Origin of the sequence: Saezia sanguinis (assembly GCF_003991585.1) — a bacterium.
GTDB classification, from domain to species: domain Bacteria; phylum Pseudomonadota; class Gammaproteobacteria; order Burkholderiales; family Burkholderiaceae_C; genus Saezia; species Saezia sanguinis.
The window spans coordinates 1-260 of the sequence record NZ_PQSP01000114.1 but is presented as its reverse complement, the minus strand read 5'-3'; the positions used below and the strand labels follow the sequence as shown (position 1 = coordinate 260).

Here is a 260-nt window from a genome sequence, read left to right as displayed (position 1 = left end):
GTTGAGAGTCGCCACATCGATCTGGCCTTCACGTAATGCCTGTTCGGTGTTCACCGGCGGCACTACGGTCAGCTGGACGGTGTCGATCTCCGCGGGCGTGAGCCCCTGCTGTGCGAGCCATTCCCGGGTGAGGAATTCGTGATGGGCGCCGAGCGTGTTCATCCCGACCTTCTTGCCGATGAGGTCGCGCGCCGACCGGATCGGACTGTCCTGAAGTACGTAATAACCGGTGTACTCGGCGGCGTCCGCACCGTAGGAGC

The 260-nt window shown here is 63.1% G+C and carries 1 protein-coding gene; it reads right to left on the bottom strand.

Going from position 1 to position 260, the window contains the following annotated elements; translation table 11 throughout:
- The coding region (locus CUZ56_RS15170) for an ABC transporter substrate-binding protein (protein ID WP_162615379.1) at positions 1-260 on the bottom strand (260 nt) is incomplete at both ends.